Raw genomic sequence first — 18,766 nt, 5'->3', positions numbered from 1 at the left:
CTCAGAGCACGTCGTGGGCGGTGCGGCGGTAGGTGGAGCGGCGGTCGTCGATCCGGGTCCAGCGGTCGCCGTAGATGTTGCGGGTGATCGCGGGCTCGCGGACGAAGTCGTGCGGGAAGCCGAGCGGCACCGCGCTCACCGCCTCCAGCCGGGCGACCGCGTCCGCGTCGAGCCGGACATCGACCGCCCCGAGGTTGTCGGCGAGCTGGCTCTCCCTGGTGGCGGCGACGATCGGGACGACATTGCCGGGCCGGCCGAGCAGCCACGCCAGCGCCACCTGGGCCGGACTCCAGCCGCCCTCCTCGGCGATGTCGAGAACGGTGGTGACGATCTCCTCCTCGCGCGGGTCCGGAGCGCCGTCCGCGGTGCCGAGCCGCCCGGTCTCGCCCCTGCGGTACTTGCCGGTGAGCTTCCCGGCCGCCAGCGGGGCCCAGGCCAGGACGGCCAGGTCGAACGCCCGTGCCTGGGGGAGCAGTTCGCGTTCCGGGGTGCGCTCCAGCAGGTTGTACCGCAGCTGCGAACCGGCGAACGCGGTCCAGCCCCTCAGCTCCGCCAGGGTGTTCGCCTGCGCGATCTCCCAGGCCGGCCAGTCGGAGACGCCGACGTAGAGGATCTTGCCGGTGCGTACCAGGTCGTCCAGGGAGCGCATGACCTCCTCGACGGGGGTGAAGTTGTCCCGCGCGTGCACCCACAGCACGTCGAGGCGGTCGGTGCGCAGCCGCTTCAGGCCGGCCTCCACCGACTGCAGGAGGTTCTTGCGGTGATTGCCCGCCGCGTTGACGTCACCCTCGCGGATGCCGCAGGTGTACTTGCTGGCCAGCACGAACTCGTCGCGCCGCCCTTCGAGGAGCTCGCCCAGGATCCGTTCCGAGCTGCCGTCGGTGTAGATGTTCGCGGTGTCGATGAAGTTGCCGCCCGCGTCGGCGTAGGCGTCGAGAATCCTGGCGCTGGTCTCCTTGTCCGCGCCCCAGCCCCAGTCGTCGCCGATGGTCATCGCGCCGAGGCTCAGCTCGCTGACGCGCAGACCGGTCCTGCCGAACAGTGTGTACCGCACGGTGCCATCCCTTCGGGGCGGTTCGTGCGGCCGACGCTACGGGTTGGAGCGCACTTCAGCGCAAGGCGGCTACACACCTAGGTCGTCGTGGTCCGCGCCGCGGTAGACCCCGAACATCGCGCCCTGCGGATCCCGCAGCACCGCGATCCGGGGCCCCTCGGGCACCGAGGTCGGCTCCATCAGGACGGTGCCGTGCGCCCGGGTCGCGGTGGCCGCGCTGTCGTCGACGTCCGCCACGGCGAAGTACGGCAGCCAGTGCGGGGGCACCTCCGGCGGGAACTTGTCGTCCATCGTCACCATGCCGCCGAAGTCGGCGCCGTCGATGCCCCACTGGGTGTAGTGCCCGGAGGCGTTGACGCTCCAGCCGAACAGCGTGGTGTAGAAGTCCACGGCACGCTCCGGGGCCCGGGTCATCAGCTCCACCCAGCCCAGGGAGCCGGGCGCGTTGAACAGGCCCGCGCCCGGGAAGGAGCGGGCCTGCCACAGCTGGAAGGCGGCCCCGGCCGGATCGAGGGCCACCGCGAACCGGCCCATGTCGAAGACGTCCGTCGGGCCGACCAGGACGGCGCCGCCGGCCGCCTCCGCCCGCGCCGCGGTGGCGTCCACGTCGGCCACCAGGAAGGAGATGTTCCAGGCGACGGGCTGCGACTCCTGGTACAGCGGGCCCAGCGCGGCGACCGCCCGGTCCCCGAGGTGGGCCACGGTGTAGCCGCCCGCCTCCTGGCGCGGGTCCGTCTCGGGGCGCCAGCCGAAGAGCCGGGTGTAGAACCGCTGGGCGGCCTCGAGATCACTGGTGCCCAGCTCGGTCCAGCAGGGCCCGCCGGTCACCGGCCTGTCGAGCTTCATGGCGTTCCTTCCGCGAGGGCGGCCCCCTCCAGCACGCTAAGCCCCGCACCGGGCCCGGGCCATCGGAAGCGGCGGCCCGGGCCCTGGCCCGTCCCGGCGCCGGAACGAGCCGAACGGGACGGCCTAGATCCCCGGCCGGTACCGCAGCGGATGATCCTCCGGGGTCTCCACCAGGGCGATCCGCGTGCCGTCCGGGTCGGCGATCCACATCTCGATCAGGCCCCACGGCTCCCGCACCGGCGGCCGCAGGATCTCCACGCCCTTGGCCCGCAGCTCCTCGTGCGTCGCCGCCGCGTCCTCGACCTGGAGCCAGAGCTGGAGGGCGGGGGAGGGCGGTGCCTCGGCGCGGCCGGAGACCTCCAGGAAGCCGCCGCCGAGGAAGTAGACGGTGCCGCGCTCCGGGCCCGTGCCGAACTCGCGCTGGATGGCGAGGCCCAGCTGATCGCCGTAGAAGGCCCGGGAGCGGTCGGGGTCGACGGGGTGGAGCAGGATTCTGCTGCTGAGTACATGCACCATGATCCCGGAGCCTAGTGGCCGCGCGTTACCCTCGTCCCTGCCCGCGCCGTGCCGAGAAGTGGAGACGCGCCCCATGGAGACCGCCGCCGGACTGACCTTCCGTGACGCCACCGGCGCCGATGTCGACGCGCTGGTCGCACTGATCGAGTCGGCCTACCGGGGCGAGGCCAGCCGGGTCGGCTGGACCACCGAGGCGGACATCCTCCAGGGGCAGCGCACCGACCCGCAGGGCGTGCTGGACGTCATCAAGGCCCCCGACAGCCGCCTGCTCACGGTCGAGCGGGACGGCCGGATCGTCGCCTGCTGCCAGCTCGAACACCGCGGCCCCCACGCCTACTTCGGGATGTTCGCGGTCAGCCCCGCCCTCCAGGGCGCCGGCCTCGGCAAGGTCGTCATCGCGGAGGCCGAGCGCGCGGCCCGCGAGAGCTGGGGCGTCACCGAGATGCACATGACGGTGATCTCCGTGCGCGAGGACCTCATCGCCTGGTACGAGCGCCGCGGCTACCGCCGTACGGGAAGGATGACGCCCTTCCCGTACGGCGACGAGCGTTTCGGCATCCCGCAGCGCGACGACCTCCGGTTCGAGCTGCTGACCAAGGAACTCGGCTGAGCCTCAGGCGGTGAAGCGTCCCGTGCGCTTGATCTCCGGGTAGTCGGTGGTCGCGCCGTCCAGCCCCAGGGCGCGCACCAGCCGCAGATGGTCCTGGGTGTTCACCACCCAGCCGATGATCCGCAGATCCGCCTCGCGGGCCGCCTCCACCACCTCCAGGGTGAGCCGGCGGATGTTCAGGCAGACCGTTCCTGCACCCACCGCGACGGCCCGGTCCACGATGTCGGTGCCGTACCGGCTGCCGATCAGCGCGGTCCGTACCCCCGGCACCAGCCGGGCGATCTCGGCGACCGCCTCGTCGTGGAACGAGGACACCTCCACCCGCGCGACCAGGTCCCGCCGCCGCATCACCTCGGCGAGCGCCCGCGCGGCGGCCACGTCCTTGATCTCGGCCTGGAGCGGCGCCGCCACGGCGTCCAGCACCTCCTCCAGGACCGGCACCCGCTCGCCCTTGCCCGCGTCCAGGGCGCGCAGCTCCGCGAGGGTCTTCTCGGCGATCGGGCCGCTGCCGTCGGTCGTGCGGTCCACCTCGGTGTCGTGCATCACGACGAGGTGGCCGTCCTTGCTCAGATGCAGATCGAGTTCGATGAGGTCGAGGCCGGCCTGCTGGGCGGCGACGAAGGAACGGAGGGTGTTCTCGGGTTCGACACCCATGACTCCGCGATGACCGATGGTAAGGAAGTTCAAGGTTCGACTCGCTTCCGTCGACGGCGGCTCGGCACGCGCGCGACCGGAACGGGGCGTTCGCGCGGCAGAGCCGCAGCCTAACCGCCGGGACCCCGGATGAAACCCGGGCGTGCACGGGGGTTCAGCCGGGCGGACGGAGGGATCCGGCCATGGCCTGGCCGCCGGTCGCATCGGTCGTCGCCGACTCGGTCACCCGGCCGTGGGCGAGTCCCGCGGGCCTTGACCGGCCGGTCGATCACCCCTACCCCGGCAGCGCGCCCGCACTCCGTCTCGCAGGAAAAAGTTCGGTGACTATGGGGGTGGCGCAGGATAATTTCCCGCGACCCCTCTTGCTGGGAGGAACCTCGTACGCATACGGTGTTCTTACGCGAGGTTCTCCCGTGGAGGATGGGACATGACGGAAATTCTTGTGCAGTCGGGTAGGGCGGAGCGGATCGCTCCTGCGGCCAGGGTGGTGGAGCACCCGGCATGGCCCGTGCTCAAGGACGCGGTGGAGCGGATCCGGCCATGGCAGTCCAAGGACGGGTCGATCGACCTCACGGCCGAGGGCGCCCCGGCCGCCGCCGACGCGCAGGCCGCCGTGGCCCGGATCGTGACGGCCGTCGAGGAACTGTCGCCACTGCTCCCGCACGATGCCGACTACCACCGCGCCCTGGCGCAGGACCTGCGCCGATGGGCCGAGGGCGGTTTCGAGGTACCGGACTTCCTGGACTCGCTGCTGGCCTTCCAGCCCGCCGCGAACCGCGCGGACGGCCTCCAGCACCTGGTGGTCTTCCCCATGTACACGCAGAACGGCAACCCCGACCGCAACCTCGAAGCGGTCGTGCTGCGCATGGTCTGGCCCGACTGGCTGGCCGAACTGGAGCGCACCCGCTACGACAACCCGCTGTTCTGCGGCATCAAGTTCGAGGACTTCACGGCCGGTTACGACACCAACTCCGCCGTGCTCTTCCCCGAGACGATCGCCGTGCGCGAGGCGCCGGAACGCTTCACCTGGGGCGGCATCTTCTGCGACCGCGAGGCCGCCCGCTTCCGCCGGGTCACCGAGGCCTCCGTCGACATCCTGGGCCTGGAGCTGCCCGAGGACATCGCCGCCATGGTCCACGACCAGAAGCGCTGCGAGGAGGCCTTCGTGCTCTGGGACATGGTCCACGACCGCACCCACAGCCACGGCGACCTGCCGTTCGACCCCTTCATGATCAAGCAGCGCCAGCCGTTCTGGATGTACGGCCTGGAGGAGCTGCGCTGCGACCTCACCGCCTTCAAGGAGGCCGTGAAGCTGGAGGCCGAGGGCGTCCCGCAGGCCCGTGACGTGCAGTTCGCGGTGCTCTTCGACCGCATGTTCCGCTTCCCGGTCACCGGCGAGCGGGTGCGCAACTACGACGGCCTCGGCGGGCAGCTGCTCTTCGCCTACCTGCACAAGCACGACGTCGTGCGCTGGACGGACAACAAGCTCTTCATCGACTGGCAGCGCGCCCCGCAGGTCACCAACCAGCTGTGCGCCGACATCGAGAAGCTGTACCGCGACGGCATCGACCGCCCCAAGCTCGTGCACTGGTTCGCCGGCTACGAGCTGGTCTCCACCTACCTCGCCCCGCACCCCGGCTCCAAGTGGGCCAAGGGACCGGACGCCCTGGACCTGACCCAGCCGCCGCGCAAGCTCGTCGATGACGTGCTTCCGGACGAGTTTCCGCTGAGCATGTTCTATGAGGCCCTGTCCAAGAAGCTCAAGAACGTGATCGCCTCGACCAAGGGCATCACGGCGGACAGCGCCGAGCGGGTCGCCGCGTGAGCGACGGCCTCCGGACCACTGCGGTGAAGGGGAACATCATGGGCAACGGGGCTCTCAGCGGCGCGGTGATCGCGGTGGCCGGCGCGGGCGGACCCGCCGGGCGGGCGGCACTGCTGCGGCTCGCCGAGGCCGGTGCCACGGTCATCGGCGCCGACAACGACCCGGAGCGGCTCGCCGAGGCCGTCGACGCCGCCCGCTACGCCTCCGGCGGCGCGACGGTGACCGGCGAGACCGTCGACCTGCTCGACCTGCACTCCACCCGCGACTGGGCCGCCCGCACCGAGAAGGAGTTCGGCCGCGTCGACGGCCTGGTCCACCTCGTCGGCGGCTGGCGCGGCAGCGAGACCTTCACCAAGACCAGCCTGGACGACTGGGACTTCCTGGAGCTGCTGCTCATCCGCACCGTGCAGCACACCTCGCTCGCCTTCCACGAGGCGCTCCAGCGCAGCGACCGGGGCCGGTACGTCCTGATCAGCGCGGCCGGCGCCACCAAGCCGACCGCGGGCAACGCCGCGTACGCCGCGGGCAAGGCGGCGGCCGAGGCGTGGACGCTGGCCATGGCCGACTACTTCAAGAAGGCCGGGGGCGAGCAGGGGCCGACATCGGCGGCTGCGATCCTGGTGGTGAAGGCGTTGGTGCACGACGCGATGCGCGCCGAGCGGCCCAACGCGAAGTTCGCGGGCTTCACGGACGTCACGGACCTCGCCGAGGCCATCGCCGGCGTCTGGGAGAAGCCCGCCGCGGAAGTGAACGGACAGCGTCTGTGGCTCACCGAGAAGCCGTGAACCCCCCGAAGACCGATGCGCGTCGCCATCACGACCCGGACATCCGCGGTTTCGCCAGCGACAACTACGCCGGCACCCACCCGGAGGTCCTCGCCGCCCTGGCCGTGGCCAACGGCGGCCACCAGGTGGCCTACGGCGAGGACGCGTACACGGAGAACCTCCAGGGGATCATCCGCAGCCACTTCGGTCCTACGGCCGAGGCGTTCCCGGTCTTCAACGGCACCGGCGCCAATGTCGTCGCGCTCCAGGCGGTCACCGACCGCTGGGGCGCGGTGATCTGCGCCGAGAGCGCGCACATCAACGTCGACGAGGGCGGCGCCCCCGAGCGGATGGGCGGCCTGAAGCTGCTCACCGTGCCCACGCCGGACGGCAAGCTCACCCCTGAGCTGATCGACCGGCAGGCCTGGGGCTGGGAGGACGAGCACCGGGCGATGCCGCAGGTCGTCTCGATCACCCAGAGCACGGAGCTGGGCACGCTGTACACGCCCGAGGAGATCCGCGCCATCTGCGAGCACGCCCACGCCCGCGGCATGAAGGTGCACCTCGACGGCTCCCGGATAGCCAACGCGGCGGCCTCGCTGAACGTCCCCATGCGGACCTTCACCAACGCCGTCGGGGTCGACATCCTCTCCCTGGGCGGCACCAAGAACGGCGCCCTGTTCGGCGAGGCGGTCGTGGTGATCAACCAGGACGCCGTCCGCCACATGAAGCATATGCGCAAACTGTCCATGCAGCTCGCCTCCAAGATGCGCTTCGTGTCGGTGCAGTTGGAGGCGCTGCTCGCCAAGGACCTGTGGCTGCGCAACGCCCGGCACGCCAACGAGATGGCGCAGCGGCTCGCCGAGGGCGTCCGCGCGGTGCACGGCGTGGAGATCCTCTACCCGGTGCAGGCCAACGGCGTCTTCGCGAAGCTGCCGCACGACGTGAGCGAGCGTCTGCAGCGGCGGTTCCGGTTCTACTTCTGGGACGAGGCCGCGGGCGTCGTGCGCTGGATGTGCGCGTTCGACACCTCCGAGGACGACGTGGACGCCTTCCTGGCGGCACTCAAGGAGGAGATGGCGCGCTAGCCGACGCCACCGCGCCTCTGCATAGTTATGCGATCACCCGAAAAAGCATTGACTCTCGGGTGATCGCATTCCTATGCTCTGCGGCCATGGAGCTCATCCAGGAAACCCCCGACCTCTCCGCCTACCTGGCCGCTGACGAGGTCATCGACCACGACCATCCCCGGGTGCGGCAGACGGCCGCGCGGCTCGCCGGTCAGGCAGAGGACTCGTATGTCTATGCGCGTCTGGCGTTCGAGTTCGTGCGCGACACCGTCCCGCACTCCCAGGACTCCGGCGACCCGCGCGTCACCTGGCGCGCCTCCGACGTACTGGAGCAGGGCACCGGCATCTGTTACGCCAAGTCCCATGCGCTGGCGGCCCTGTTGCGGGCCGAGGACATCCCGACGGCGCTGTGCTACCAGCGGCTGGGGAACGACGGCGGCGAGAGCGTGGTGCACGGCCTGGTGGCCGTCCGGTTCAACGGCGCCTGGCACCGCCAGGACCCCCGCGGCAACAAGCCGGGAGTGGACGCGCAGTTCTCCCTGAACGGCGAACGGCTGGCCTTCCCGGTCGACCCGAAGTCCAATGAGTTGGACTATCCGGTCCTGTACGCTAAACCGCACCCGGCCGTTATCGGCGCGCTTCGCGGCGCGACCGACCGGCCGCACCTGTGGCAGACGCTCCCGACCGAACTCTGAGGCCAGGCCGACCATGACCCTCACCCTGACCGTGTCCGACGAGGTGCGCGCCCTCGCCCCCGGCTTCACCCACCTCGCCGTCACGGCCCACGGACTCGTCAACGGGCCGAGCACCGAAGCCGGTTCGGCCCTCCTCGACGACGCGGCCCGCCGTCTCGCCGTACGCCTGGACGGCCGGGCGCCGCACGAGGATGCGCACATGGCGGCCTGGCGGGAGGTGTACACGGCGTTCGGGGCCAAGCCGTCGCGTACCCGCAACTCGGCGGAGGCGCTGGCCAAGAGGGCCCTGTCGGGTGCCGGGCTGCCCCGGATCAACCTGCTCGTCGATCTTTACAACGCGATCAGCGTGGCGCACCTCATCCCGGTCGGGGGCGAGGACCTCGACCGCGTCCAGGGCGGTATGCGGCTGGTCCGCGCCACCGGCGACGAGCCCTTCGTGACCGTCGCCGACGGCGCCGGGACCGTCGAGCACCCCGACGCCGGCGAGGTGGTGTGGTGCGACGACGCCGGAGTGACCTGCCGCCGCTGGAACTGGCGCCAGGGGCCGCGCACCCGCCTCACCGAGGAGACCGTCTCGGCGGTCTTCCTGCTGGAGAGCATGGCGCCGATGCCGGTGGCCGACGTCGAGCGGGCAGCCGCCGAACTCGCCGAACAGCTGGAGAAGTACAGCCCGGAAGCCCGCATCGAGGTACGCCCCGCAACCGGTGCCTAGGGCCTGTCGTTCGGCGACGCCGGGATGATCAAGCGGCAGGGCCTAGCGGGACTCCGCCTCGCGGATCTGCTCCGGCGTGGGCGCGGTGCCCCCGAGGTGCGCCGGCATCCACCAGGTGTCGGCCGCGTCCTTGGGGCGTACCGGGTAGGCGCGCTGCGCGGCCTCCAGCAGCTCCTGGACCCGATCGCGCAGCTGGCGGGTGATCGCGCCCGCGTACTTGTCCTTGGACGCCTCGACCGCCTCGCCGACCCGGATCGTGACCGGGGTGTGGCTGCGCTTGAAGTTGCGCGGGTGCCCCTTGGTCCACAGCCGCTGGGTCCCCCACACGGCCATCGGGATCAGCGGGACGCCGGCCTCCTGGGCGAGCCGGGCGGCGCCGGACTTGAAGCTCTTCAGCGCGAACGACTGGGAGATCGTCGCCTCCGGGAAGACGCCCACGATCTCGCCGGAACGCAGCGACTCCAGCGCGTGCTGGTAGGCGGCCTCGCCCTGCTTGCGGTCCACCGGAATGTGCTTCATGCCCCGCATCAGCGGGCCGGAGATCTTGTGCCGGAAGACGGCTTCCTTCGCCATGAAGCGCACCAGGCGCTTCTGGGGCAGGGCGGCCAGGCCGCTGAAGATGAAGTCCAGGTAGCTGATGTGGTTGCTCACCAGCACGGCGCCGCCCGAGCGCGGGATGTTCTCCGAACCCTTGCAGTCGATCTTGAGGTCCCACGCCTTGAACAATGTGAGGGCGAGACCGACGACGGGACGGTAGACAAGCTCTGCCATGGACGGTGTGGACCCTTCCTTCTCTGCCTGGGAAAGGCTCCCGGCGGGAAAGTTACGCAGCCGTAGGTTTACGGCATCTCGCAGATCGTGCCCCAAGAACGCACCGGTAGCCAGCCCTCGTGCCGGGGAACGGAGAGATCCTCGTCACGTCGTTGTAGTCGTGACCGGGAATCTTTGCGGTCCGGTGCGCGCTGGAGCGGACGAGGACCCAAGGAGGACACGCGTGCAGGGGCAGGGCGAAGGCGGTCGGCTGGGGCCGCAGGACGTAGGCGGCCGGCTCGGCGAACGGGCCACTCTGGTGCAGTTCTCCAGCGCCTTCTGCGCTCCCTGCCGGGCCACCCGGCGGGTCCTCGGCGAGGTGGCCGCCATGGTCCCCGGAGTCACCCATGTCGAGATCGACGCCGAGGCCCGGCTGGAGCTCGTACGGCGGCTGGAGATCCGCAAGACACCCACGGTGCTGGTCCTCGACGCCGACGGGCGGGTGGTGCGGCGCGCCGTCGGACAGCCGCGCAAGGCGGACGTGATCGCCGCCCTGGGTGAAGCGGTGTGAGGGGATGGACCGGGCAGTGAGTCATGTCCCACCTGCCCGCACGCACTTGACTGTACGAGCCACCTATCGTCAGTCTGACGGGATGTCCCCGGCGCTCCTACTCCCCAGGTGTTCATGACCGCCACGCCCGATACCGACGCCGCCCGGCTCGCCTCGCCCGACCTGCTGCGCTCCGTCTTCCGGCGGCACGCGGCGGGAGTCGCGGTGATCACCGCCCGCGGCGAACACGGCCCCGTCGGCTTCACCGCCACCTCCCTGGCCTCCGTCTCGGCCGAGCCCCCGATGCTCTCCTTCGGCATCGGCACCGGCTCCTCCTGCTGGCCCACGCTGTCGCGGGCCGAGCACGTGGGCGTGCATCTGCTCGGGGAGCACCAGCGCGAGCTGGCCGCCACCTTCGCCCGCAGCGGCGCCGACCGCTTCGCCCCGCCCACCGCCTGGCACGAGGGCCCCGAAGGTGTCCCGGTCCTCGACGGCGTCCGCGCCTGGCTGGTCTGCCGCATCCACGCGCGCGTGCCCGCGGGGGACCACCGGATCGTGCTCGCGCACGTCCTGCGCGGCGACCCCACCGGCCCCGGGCGGCCGTTGCTGTACCACCAGGGAGGCTTCACCGGCCTGCGCGACTGACCGCTTGCCGGACGGTTCTGCGAAACCGTCCAGTTCCGATTACGCTGCGTTGCGAAGGTCACAGTTCAAAGCGCTTGCTTAGCGGGAACGAACTGGGTGTACTGACGAGTAATATTTCGGTCGGAGCGCAGGTCGCCCCGATCGGGAACGGCCGCTTCAGGCGCCTATGCTGCCTGCAAGTAGGCAGCAGAGAAATGTCGACGCAGTAGGAGAGCCGGCGTGAGCTTGAGGATCGTTGTCACTGTGAAGTACGTGCCCGACGCCACTGGCGACCGGCACTTCGCCGATGACCTGACCGTCGACCGGGACGACGTGGACGGTCTGCTCTCCGAGCTCGACGAGTACGCCGTCGAGCAGGCGCTGCAGATCTCCGAGAACTCGGACGACGACGTCGAGATCACCGTCCTGACCGTGGGCCCCGAGGACGCCAAGGACGCGCTCCGCAAGGCGCTGTCGATGGGCGCCGACAAGGCGATCCACGTCGAGGACGACGACCTGCACGGCACCGACGCCATCGGCACCTCCCTGGTGCTGGCCAAGGCGATCGAGAAGGCCGGCTACGACCTGGTCATCTCCGGTATGGCCTCCACCGACGGCACCATGGGTATCGTCCCCGCGCTGCTCGCCGAGCGTCTCGGTGTCCCGCAGGTCACCCTGCTCTCCGAGGTCTCCGTCGAGGACGGCACGGTCAAGGGCCGCCGTGACGGCGACGCCGCCTCCGAGCAGCTCGAGGCCTCCCTGCCGGCCGTCGTGTCGGTCACCGACCAGTCGGGCGAGGCGCGATACCCGTCCTTCAAGGGCATCATGGCGGCCAAGAAGAAGCCGGTGGAGTCCTGGGAGCTGGACGACCTGGAGATCGACGCCGACGAGGTCGGTCTGGAGAACGCCTGGACCGCGGTCGACTCCGCGGCCGAGCGCCCGGCCCGTACCGCCGGCACGATCGTCAAGGACGAGGGCGAGGGCGGCAAGCAGCTCGCTGAGTTCCTCGCGGGCCAGAAGTTCATCTAGGCACCGCCCCTTACCGCCCCTTACGCCTTCGCATTCCGCAGGAGAGCAATCCCATGGCTGAAGTTCTCGTCTACGTCGACCACGTGGACGGCGCCGTCCGCAAGCCCACCCTGGAGCTGCTGACGCTGGCCCGCCGCATCGGCGAGCCGGTCGCCGTCGCGCTGGGCAACGGCGCCGCCGACACCGCCGCCGCCCTCGCCGAGCACGGCGCGGTGAAGGTCCTCACCCACGACGCCTCCGAGTACGCCGACTACCTGGTCGTACCGAAGGTCGACGCCCTGCAGGCCGCCTACGAGGCCGTCTCCCCGGCCGCCGTGCTGGTCCCCTCCTCCGCCGAGGGCAAGGAGGTCGCCGCCCGTCTGGCGCTGCGCATCGGCTCCGGCATCATCACCGACGCCATCGACATCGAGGCCGGCGACGAGGGCCCGGTGGCCACCCAGTCGGTGTTCGCCGCCGCCTTCACCACCAAGTCCCGGGTCGCCAAGGGCACCCCGGTCATCACGGTCAAGCCGAACTCGGCCGCCGTGGAGGCCGCCCCGGCCGCCGGTGCGGTCGAGGCCCTGTCGGTGACCTTCTCCGAGCAGGCCACCGGCACCAAGGTCACCGGGCGCACGCCGCGTGAGTCGACCGGCCGCCCCGAGCTGACCGAGGCCGCGATCGTGGTCTCCGGCGGCCGCGGTGTGAACGGCGCGGAGAACTTCGCGATCATCGAGGCGCTCGCCGACTCGCTCGGCGCGGCCGTCGGTGCCTCGCGTGCCGCCGTCGACGCCGGCTGGTACCCGCACACCAACCAGGTCGGCCAGACCGGCAAGTCGGTCTCGCCGCAGCTGTACATCGCCTCCGGCATCTCCGGCGCGATCCAGCACCGGGCCGGTATGCAGACCTCGAAGACGATCGTGGCGATCAACAAGGACGCCGAGGCCCCGATCTTCGACCTCGTCGACTACGGCGTGGTCGGCGACCTCTTCGACGTCGTCCCGCAGCTCACCGAAGAGGTCAAGACCCGCAAGGGCTGATCCTCCGGGCGCTGTACGAGGCCCCCGCGACCGTGCCGACGGTCGTGGGGGCCTCGGTGCGTTCAGCCCAGGCTCAGCGAGGCCTGCACGGGCAGATGGTCGCTCGGGAACTGGCCGTCCACGGCGAAGGTGTTATTGGCCGCCCGGTGCGCGGTGACGCCCGGCGTGGTCAGGATCCAGTCGATGCGGTCGCCGTCCGGGACCAGCGGCCGGTAGCCGTGGAAGGTGGCGTACCGCGGGCCGCGTTCGGCGGCCGTGTCCCAGGTGTCGACGAGTCCGGCGCCCAGGAGGGTGTCGTACACGACGCTCCGCTGCGCGGGCACGTTGAAGTCGCCGGTCACCACGACCGGCAGCGCGGGGTCGAGGCCCTTGATCCGCTCGGCGATCAGGGCGGCGCTGCGTTCGCGCGCGCTCTGGCCGCGGTGGTCGAAGTGGGTGTTCATGACGGTGAACTCCCGGTCGCCGTCGCGCAGATCGCGAAAGCGCACCCAGGTGACCATCCGGGGGAAGGCGGCGCCCCAGGTGTTGGAGCCGATCGCGTACGGGGTGTCGGAGAGCCAGAAGTGGTCGTACTCGGCCGGGCGGACGCGGCGGGTGTCGTAGAAGACCGCCATGGATTCGTCGGCGCTGCCGTGCAGGCGGCCGGTGCCGATCCAGTCGTAGTGGCGGCCGAGGTCGCCGTCGATGTCGAGCAGTTGCGGGAAGAGGCCCTCCTGCGTGCCGATGATGTGCGGGGCCTCGCGGTGCAGCAGCTCGCGCAGCACCGGTCTGCGCACGGCCCAGCTGTGCGGCTCGGTGGTGCTCGCGAAGCGCAGGTTGAAGGACATGACCTCCAGCCGGCGCCGCGGGCGCTCCTCCGCCGCGGCGGGAGCGGCGGTCAGTGCTGTACTGGAGAGGGGCGTGGTGACCGCGGCGGCCAGCGCGGCCTTCAGGCCCAGACGGCGCGTGACTCGGCTGTGCTTCGGCACGGGGGCTCCTTCGGTGGGAACGGCCGGGCGAGTCGTGCGGGCGTGCTCATGGAGTGTCAGGGAGCGTCATGAGGTGGGCGTGAACATGACGATATGGCGGGATGGCTCCCCGTGGACATGGTGTTGACCATCCGGATGGTGCCCGGATAACTTCGTTCTACGGATTGTTGATTCCGTACAGCGGAAAACAGGAGGGTGTGGGATGGGTCAGGGCCAGCAGGAGAAGGTGGCGACGAGCCTCGCGGGCGCCGTCAGCGAGGAGATCAGCGCCTCCCTCGCCCCGGTCGACGCCGAACTGGAGCGCCGCTACCCCGGAGACCCCGGCACCCGCCAGCCCGTCCACACGGTCTACGTCCCCGGCGACGTCTTCACCGCCGACACCATCCGCACCTGGGGCGACCGGGCCCTCGCCGCCCTCGACGAACACGCCCCCGACGCCGCCTCCTTCGCCGCCGTCCTCGGCCTCGCCGACGAGCTGGCCGAGCCCGTCTACACGCGCGTGCGGGCCAAGCTGGAGCGCGAGCCCGTCGAGGACCTGCGCGTCGACTTCGAGGACGGCTACCAGGGCACGGACGAGGACCAGGACGCGGCCCGCGCCGCCCGCCTGATCGCGGAGGCGTACGACAACGGCACGGCCGCCCCCTGCATGGGCATCCGCATGAAGTGCATGGAGGCCGCCGTCCGCGACCGCGGCATCCGCACCCTCGACATCTTCCTCACCGGTCTGATGGAGGCGGGCGGCCTGCCCGACGGGCTGGTGCTGACCCTGCCCAAGGTCACCTACCCCGAGCAGGTCACCGCCATGGTCCGCCTCCTGGAGTCCTTCGAGAAGGCGCGCGGCCTTGCGCCCGGGCGGCTCGGCTTCGAGATCCAGATCGAGACCAGCCAGTCCATCCTGGCCGGTGACGGCACCGCCGCCGTCGCCCGGATGATCCGGGCCGCCGAGGGCCGCGCCACGGGCCTGCACTACGGCACCTTCGACTACAGCGCCTGCCTCGGCGTCTCCGCCGCCTACCAGGCCAGCGACCACCCCGCCGCCGACCACGCCAAGGCGGTCATGCAGGTCGCCGCGGCCGGCACCGGCGTCCGCGTCTCCGACGGCTCCACCAACGTCCTCCCGGTCGGTACGACCGAGAACGTCCACGACGCCTGGCGGCTGCACTACGGCCTCACCCGCCGCGCCCTGGCCCGCGCCTACTACCAGGGCTGGGACATGCACCCCGGTCACATCCCCACCCGGTACGCGGCCGTCTTCGCCTTCTACCGCGAGGGCTTCGCCCAGGCCGCCGCCCGGCTCACCCGCTACGCCAACCGGACCGGCGGCGACGTCATGGACGAGCCCGCCACCGCCAAGGCCCTCAGCGGCTATCTGCTGCGCGGCCTGGACTGCGGCGCCCTGGACACCGGCGAGGTCGCCCGGCTCACCGGCCTGACCCGCGCCGACCTGGAGGGCTTCGCCGCACCCCGGCGCGGTGACCTGACCGTCTCCGGGGCGCAGTAGCCGGGGCGCGGGAGAACTGTCGCCGCCGCCCCCTAGGCTGTACGCCACGCACGAAGGACTCACAGGAACGGGGCGGCGGTGTCTTCGGGGGATCACGGACAGACGGACGGGGCCGGTCGGCTGCTCGCCGGGCGTTATCGCGTCCTGGCCCAGCTCGGCCGGGGCGGCATGGGGGTGGTCTGGCGGGCCCGCGACGAGGTCCTCGGGCGCGAGGTCGCCGTCAAGGAACTGCGCACCTACACCGACACCGCGGGCCCCGAACTCGACGGCCTGCGGCTGCGGATGCAGCGCGAGGCACGCGCCGCGGCCCGGGTGCGCCACCCCGCCGTCGTGGCCGTGCACGACGTCACCGAGGTCGACGGGCGTCCGCTGATCGTCATGGAACTGGTCGACGGCCCGTCCCTGGACGACGTCCTGCGCGAGCGCGGCACCCTCGACGCGCGCGAGGCCGCCGGGATCGGCGCCAAGGTCATGGACGCGCTGGCCGCCGCCCACCGCGCCGGCGTCCTGCACCGCGACGTCAAGCCGGGCAACATCCTCCTCGACCGCTCGGGCCGGGTCCTGCTGACCGACTTCGGCATAGCCACCATGGAGGACCCGGGCGACGGCTCCGCCACCCACCTCACCCGCAGCGGCGAACTGGTCGGCTCCCTGGACTACCTGGCGCCCGAGCGGGCCCAGGGCGCCCGGCCGGGCCCGGCCTCCGACGTCTGGGCCCTCGGCGCCACCCTGTACGCCGCCGTCGAGGGCTCCTCGCCCTTCCGCCGGACCTCCACCTTCTCCACGCTCACCGCGATCGTCACCGAGCCCCTTCCCGAGCCGCACCGCGCCGGACCGCTGGCCCCCGTCCTCCAGCGGCTGCTGGACAAGCGCCCCGAGGGGCGCCCCGAGGCCGAGGAGGCCCGCGACCTCCTCCAGGCGGTGGCCGACTCCGGTGACACGCCCACGACCACCCTGCGCGGGCCGGTGCGAACGGTGACGGAAGCCCACCAGGTCCCCGCCCCGCACGGCTCGGCCGAAGCACCCACCACGACGGCCGCCCGCCCCTCCGGCGGCAGGCGCCGCGCCCTGCTCACCGCCGCCGCGGTCCTCCTCGTCCTCGCCACGGCCGGCACCACCGTCGCCCTCCTGAGCGGCGGCGACGAACCCGAGGCGGCCGGACACCCCGCCCCGACCGTCACCCCGGCCGCCCCGACGCCCACCGGCAAGGCCGACGGAAAATCCCCGGCCCCGGCCCCGGCCCCGAGCAGCTCACCGGGCCGCAGCACCGAGTCCGAGCCGAGCACCGAGCCGACGCCCACCCCGAGCAAGTCCTCCGCCGGAGACAGCGACGCCACCGCCCCCGCCGCCTCCTGTCACCCCATCGGCGGCGGCAAGTACAACTGCGAGGTCTGGCGCACCGCGAAGTCCTACACGGCCGACGGCACCGAGGTCGGCATCCTCGGCGCGGGCACCAACTACTTCTACTGCCAGCAGAACCTGGGCCGCCGCGAGACCAGCGGCCGGTGGACCAACGTCTGGTGGGCGAAGACCGACGACGACAGCGGCAACGCGGACGTCTGGGTCAGTGACGTCTACGTCAGGGGCGGCGACAACGACGGGCCGGTGCCCGGACTGCCCGTCTGCTGACCGATGTGCCGCTCCAGACCGTGCACGGTCACCAGCTTCTCCCGTCCGAACAGCCGCGTGCCCCGCTCGCACAGCCGCCGGTCCGCGCGCGCCCGCGCGCAGAACTCCTCCGGCGTCGCGCCGAACAGCTCCCGCAACCGGGCCGACTTCAGCAGCAGTTCACCGATCAGCGCCCGCTGCCCGGGGTGGGTGCGCGGCGCTCCGGAGCCGTTGTGCAGCACGCCGCGGCGATTGACGTAGGAGAAGACGCCCGGCAGCGTCGTGCCGTCCGCCAGGTCGATCCGTACCTCCGAGGACGACAGCCACACGCGCCGGTAGTTGCCGTACGGCAGCGGTACGCCCTCGCTGGCGTCGATCACGGTGAGCTGGTCGGCGTCGAGCCACAGGACGAACAACTCCCGTACGCGGCCCGGCGCGTGGAAGGGGGACGCGGACACATAGCCCAGCCGGCTCACGTGTGCCGACACCCCGATCTCGACGCCCGTGGCGCGGACCTTGACCATGGGGACCGGGGAGAGGATGCCGAACTCGGCCATCTTGTGCCGCAGTTGGCCGGGGCAGGCGTTGGAGCCGATCGCGAGGACGGGGGTGCGGTCCGGGTGGGTCAGCCGGTCCAGGGGCAGGAACCGGTCGCCGTCCAGCAGGCCGGAGTCCGCGGGCCAGGTGCCGGGGTAGAGCAGCGGATGGTCGCGGGGCGCCATCGAAAGGCCCAGTGCCTGAAGGGTGCGCGCGTCCATGACTCGCTCAGTCCGCCGGGGGCAGTTCTCCCGAGCCGCGGGTGATCAGCCGGGTCGGCAGCTCGATCCGCTCGGGTGTCACGAGCGTACCGTCCAGCTGGCGGAACAGGCGCTCGGCGGCGGTCCGGCCGAGGGCGGCGGCGTCCTGCGCGACCACGGTGACGCCCGGCTGGAGCAGATCGGCGAGCTCCAGGTCGTCGAAGCCGACCAGCGCCACCCGGCGGGACTGCTCGGCCAGGACCCGGATCACGGTGACCGTCACCCGGTTGTTGCCCGCGAAGATCGCGGTCACCGGCCGGGGCCCGGAGAGCATCTCCTCGGCGGCCCTGCGCACCCGCTCGGGGCCCGTGACGCCCAGGGACATCCAGGAGTCCTTCACCGGTATGGCCGCGTCCTCCATGGCCGCCCGGTAGCCGCGCAGCCGCTCGGCGGCGGTGTGGATGCGGGGCATGTCACCGATGAAGCCGATCCGGCGGTGTCCGTGGCCGATCAGATGGGCGACGCCGTCCCGGGCGCCGCCGTAGTTGTCCGACAGCACGACATCGGCGTCGATCTTCCCGGCCGGACGGTCCACGAACACCGTGGCGACGCCCGCCCGGATCTCGGGCTCCAGATAGCGGTGGTCGTCCCCGGCCGGGATCACCACCAGGCCGTCCACCCGCCGCGCGCACAGCGCCAGTGCCAGCTCCTGCTCACGCTCCGGGTCCTCGGCGCTGGAGCCGTTGATCAGCAGCGCGCCGTGCGCCCGGGCCACCTCCTCGACCGCGCGGCTGAGCGGGCCGTAGAACGGGTCCGCGAGATCCTCCAGGACCAGGCCGATGCTGGCGGTACGGCCCTTGCGCAGCACCCGGGCACTGTCGTTGCGGCGGAAGCCCAGGGCGTCGATGGCCTCCTGGACGCGGCGCTCCGTCTCCGGTGTGACGCCCGGCTCGCCATTGACGACCCGCGAGACCGTCTTCAGTCCGACACCCGCCCGAGCGGCCACGTCCTTCATCGTCGGCCGATTGCCGTAACGGTTCCCGGGGGTGCGGTCGGCGCGGCGGATGGTCTCGGGCACGATGCGGGTCCTGTCCTGTTTGTCCATGGGGATGCGGCGATCCATGGTTTGTATGAGGATGTGGCGTCGAGCATAGAGCCTGGACAACGTTGTCAGGTGCAGGGGACACTGTCCACCGCAATTCTCCGGCCCGCGCCCCACAGCTGGGCCGGCCTGCCC

20 protein-coding genes are annotated in these 18,766 nt (G+C 71.6%); 12 read left to right on the top strand and 8 right to left on the bottom strand.

The genetic code is table 11. The features are described from left to right. Nucleotide 1: 1 nt before the first annotated feature. The 3 genes from ACWD1Z_RS08450 to ACWD1Z_RS08440 form a co-directional block, all read right to left on the bottom strand. On the bottom strand, nucleotides 2-1,054 hold the full coding sequence (locus tag ACWD1Z_RS08450) for an aldo/keto reductase (RefSeq protein ID WP_451116685.1): 1,053 nt from the start codon (nucleotides 1,052-1,054) through the stop codon (nucleotides 2-4). A gap of 69 nt (nucleotides 1,055-1,123) precedes the next feature. Next, complete coding sequence (locus tag ACWD1Z_RS08445; protein ID WP_451116683.1) at nucleotides 1,124-1,900, bottom strand: VOC family protein; 777 nt, start codon at nucleotides 1,898-1,900, stop codon at nucleotides 1,124-1,126. 123 nt (nucleotides 1,901-2,023) lie between these two features. Further along, the gene (locus tag ACWD1Z_RS08440; protein WP_451116681.1) at nucleotides 2,024-2,416 is read right to left on the bottom strand and encodes a VOC family protein; all 393 of its coding nucleotides are present in this window, start codon (nucleotides 2,414-2,416) and stop codon (nucleotides 2,024-2,026) included. Nucleotides 2,417-2,489: 73 nt separating this feature from the next. On the opposite strand from ACWD1Z_RS08440, the gene ACWD1Z_RS08435 reads away from it, so the two are divergent. Continuing rightward, entirely contained in the window at nucleotides 2,490-3,026 is a 537-nt protein-coding gene (locus ACWD1Z_RS08435; RefSeq protein ID WP_451116679.1) for a GNAT family N-acetyltransferase, read from the top strand. Nucleotides 3,027-3,029: 3 nt separating this feature from the next. On the opposite strand, the gene ACWD1Z_RS08430 is transcribed toward ACWD1Z_RS08435, so the two are convergent. Continuing rightward, nucleotides 3,030-3,713, bottom strand: coding sequence for a glycerophosphodiester phosphodiesterase (locus ACWD1Z_RS08430; RefSeq protein ID WP_451116677.1), 684 nt, complete (start codon nucleotides 3,711-3,713; stop codon nucleotides 3,030-3,032). A gap of 394 nt (nucleotides 3,714-4,107) precedes the next feature. Here ACWD1Z_RS08430 and ACWD1Z_RS08425 point away from each other — a divergent pair, with 394 nt between their 5' ends. From ACWD1Z_RS08425 to ACWD1Z_RS08405, 5 genes are all read left to right on the top strand, one after another. Next, nucleotides 4,108-5,505 (top strand): DUF6421 family protein, encoded by a 1,398-nt coding sequence (locus tag ACWD1Z_RS08425; protein WP_451116675.1) that lies wholly within the window; start codon nucleotides 4,108-4,110, stop codon nucleotides 5,503-5,505. Nucleotides 5,506-5,543: 38 nt separating this feature from the next. Further along, on the top strand, nucleotides 5,544-6,290 hold the full coding sequence (locus ACWD1Z_RS08420) for an SDR family NAD(P)-dependent oxidoreductase (RefSeq protein ID WP_451116673.1): 747 nt from the start codon (nucleotides 5,544-5,546) through the stop codon (nucleotides 6,288-6,290). Next, on the top strand, nucleotides 6,287-7,357 hold the full coding sequence (locus tag ACWD1Z_RS08415; RefSeq protein WP_451116671.1) for a threonine aldolase family protein: 1,071 nt from the start codon (nucleotides 6,287-6,289) through the stop codon (nucleotides 7,355-7,357). The genes ACWD1Z_RS08420 and ACWD1Z_RS08415 overlap by 4 nt, the downstream gene beginning before the upstream one ends. Nucleotides 7,358-7,443: 86 nt before the next feature. Then, complete coding sequence (locus ACWD1Z_RS08410; RefSeq protein ID WP_451116669.1) at nucleotides 7,444-8,034, top strand: transglutaminase-like domain-containing protein; 591 nt, start codon at nucleotides 7,444-7,446, stop codon at nucleotides 8,032-8,034. A gap of 13 nt (nucleotides 8,035-8,047) precedes the next feature. Further along, a complete protein-coding gene (locus ACWD1Z_RS08405; RefSeq protein WP_451116667.1) occupies nucleotides 8,048-8,746 on the top strand; it encodes a B3/B4 domain-containing protein in 699 nt (232 codons plus the stop codon). 42 nt (nucleotides 8,747-8,788) lie between these two features. On the opposite strand, the gene ACWD1Z_RS08400 is transcribed toward ACWD1Z_RS08405, so the two are convergent. Then, nucleotides 8,789-9,517, bottom strand: coding sequence for a lysophospholipid acyltransferase family protein (locus ACWD1Z_RS08400; protein WP_451116665.1), 729 nt, complete (start codon nucleotides 9,515-9,517; stop codon nucleotides 8,789-8,791). 184 nt (nucleotides 9,518-9,701) lie between these two features. Between ACWD1Z_RS08400 and ACWD1Z_RS08395 the strand changes: the two genes are divergently transcribed. The 4 genes from ACWD1Z_RS08395 (at nucleotide 9,702) to ACWD1Z_RS08380 (ending at nucleotide 12,715) form a co-directional block, all read left to right on the top strand. Then, nucleotides 9,702-10,067, top strand: coding sequence for a thioredoxin family protein (locus tag ACWD1Z_RS08395; protein ID WP_451116664.1), 366 nt, complete (start codon nucleotides 9,702-9,704; stop codon nucleotides 10,065-10,067). Nucleotides 10,068-10,181: 114 nt separating this feature from the next. Continuing rightward, on the top strand, nucleotides 10,182-10,691 hold the full coding sequence (locus tag ACWD1Z_RS08390) for a flavin reductase family protein (protein WP_451116662.1): 510 nt from the start codon (nucleotides 10,182-10,184) through the stop codon (nucleotides 10,689-10,691). A 219-nt stretch (nucleotides 10,692-10,910) separates the two neighbouring features. Next, nucleotides 10,911-11,699 (top strand): electron transfer flavoprotein subunit beta/FixA family protein, encoded by a 789-nt coding sequence (locus tag ACWD1Z_RS08385; protein WP_451116660.1) that lies wholly within the window; start codon nucleotides 10,911-10,913, stop codon nucleotides 11,697-11,699. Between the two features lie 53 nt (nucleotides 11,700-11,752). Beyond that, nucleotides 11,753-12,715 carry an electron transfer flavoprotein subunit alpha/FixB family protein gene (locus ACWD1Z_RS08380; RefSeq protein WP_451116658.1) on the top strand — a complete coding sequence of 321 codons (963 nt, stop codon included), beginning with the start codon at nucleotides 11,753-11,755 and terminating at the stop codon, nucleotides 12,713-12,715. A 62-nt stretch (nucleotides 12,716-12,777) separates the two neighbouring features. Here ACWD1Z_RS08380 and ACWD1Z_RS08375 read toward each other — a convergent pair whose 3' ends face one another. Beyond that, on the bottom strand, nucleotides 12,778-13,683 hold the full coding sequence (locus ACWD1Z_RS08375) for an endonuclease/exonuclease/phosphatase family protein (protein WP_451116656.1): 906 nt from the start codon (nucleotides 13,681-13,683) through the stop codon (nucleotides 12,778-12,780). Nucleotides 13,684-13,885: 202 nt separating this feature from the next. Here ACWD1Z_RS08375 and ACWD1Z_RS08370 point away from each other — a divergent pair, with 202 nt between their 5' ends. Both ACWD1Z_RS08370 and ACWD1Z_RS08365 read left to right on the top strand, forming a co-directional pair. Further along, on the top strand, nucleotides 13,886-15,184 hold the full coding sequence (locus ACWD1Z_RS08370; RefSeq protein WP_451116655.1) for a DUF6986 family protein: 1,299 nt from the start codon (nucleotides 13,886-13,888) through the stop codon (nucleotides 15,182-15,184). A 78-nt stretch (nucleotides 15,185-15,262) separates the two neighbouring features. Continuing rightward, nucleotides 15,263-16,813, top strand: a complete 1,551-nt coding sequence (locus ACWD1Z_RS08365) for a protein kinase domain-containing protein (RefSeq protein WP_451116653.1) — start codon at nucleotides 15,263-15,265, stop codon at nucleotides 16,811-16,813. On the opposite strand, the gene ACWD1Z_RS08360 is transcribed toward ACWD1Z_RS08365, so the two are convergent. Both ACWD1Z_RS08360 and ACWD1Z_RS08355 read right to left on the bottom strand, forming a co-directional pair. Continuing rightward, the gene (locus tag ACWD1Z_RS08360) at nucleotides 16,759-17,550 is read right to left on the bottom strand and encodes a hypothetical protein (RefSeq protein ID WP_451116651.1); all 792 of its coding nucleotides are present in this window, start codon (nucleotides 17,548-17,550) and stop codon (nucleotides 16,759-16,761) included. The two genes, ACWD1Z_RS08365 and ACWD1Z_RS08360, sit on opposite strands and share 55 nt — an antisense overlap. A 7-nt stretch (nucleotides 17,551-17,557) precedes the next feature. Next, the gene (locus ACWD1Z_RS08355) at nucleotides 17,558-18,607 is read right to left on the bottom strand and encodes a LacI family DNA-binding transcriptional regulator (protein WP_451117136.1); all 1,050 of its coding nucleotides are present in this window, start codon (nucleotides 18,605-18,607) and stop codon (nucleotides 17,558-17,560) included. Nucleotides 18,608-18,766 lie beyond the last annotated feature (159 nt).

The organism is Streptomyces sp. NPDC002784 (genome assembly GCF_053592135.1).
The sequence above is the reverse complement of the archived record's forward strand: the minus strand, read 5'-3'. Positions and strand labels throughout refer to the sequence as shown.